General features: G+C 43.5%; 1 protein-coding gene. It reads right to left on the bottom strand.

Features of this window, described 5'->3' with window-relative positions; genetic code table 11:
* Nucleotides 1-255, bottom strand: a 255-nt coding sequence (locus AAEY75_RS16125) for a serine acetyltransferase domain-containing protein (RefSeq protein WP_502944449.1), incomplete at both ends; no start/stop codon positions are given.

The raw sequence follows: 255 nt of genomic DNA, 5'->3' as shown, positions 1-255 counted from the left end.
GCGCTAGACTTTTCCTATCATTTTTCCAAAGCCAGTTGGCTACACGATAGGTTTGTAATGCGTGAAAGCCTTTAAAAAACAAAAGAGGAGTAGTTAGGGTGTCGCAGGCAGCGTCCCTTTCTTTTATGGCTAAAATATCTTGCTCGATGCATCTGACAATGCCAGAGTGTGTATCGGCCATGGCTTCTTCGAATACTTCTCGTAATACCATCGCTGGAATTGATATGCTGTCTAGCTTGCTGGCAAGTAAAAAGC

Origin of the sequence: Psychrobacter sp. TB55-MNA-CIBAN-0194 (assembly GCF_040309505.1) — a bacterium.
Lineage (GTDB): Bacteria > Pseudomonadota > Gammaproteobacteria > Pseudomonadales > Moraxellaceae > Psychrobacter > Psychrobacter fozii.
The sequence above is the reverse complement of the archived record's forward strand: the minus strand, read 5'-3'. Positions and strand labels throughout refer to the sequence as shown.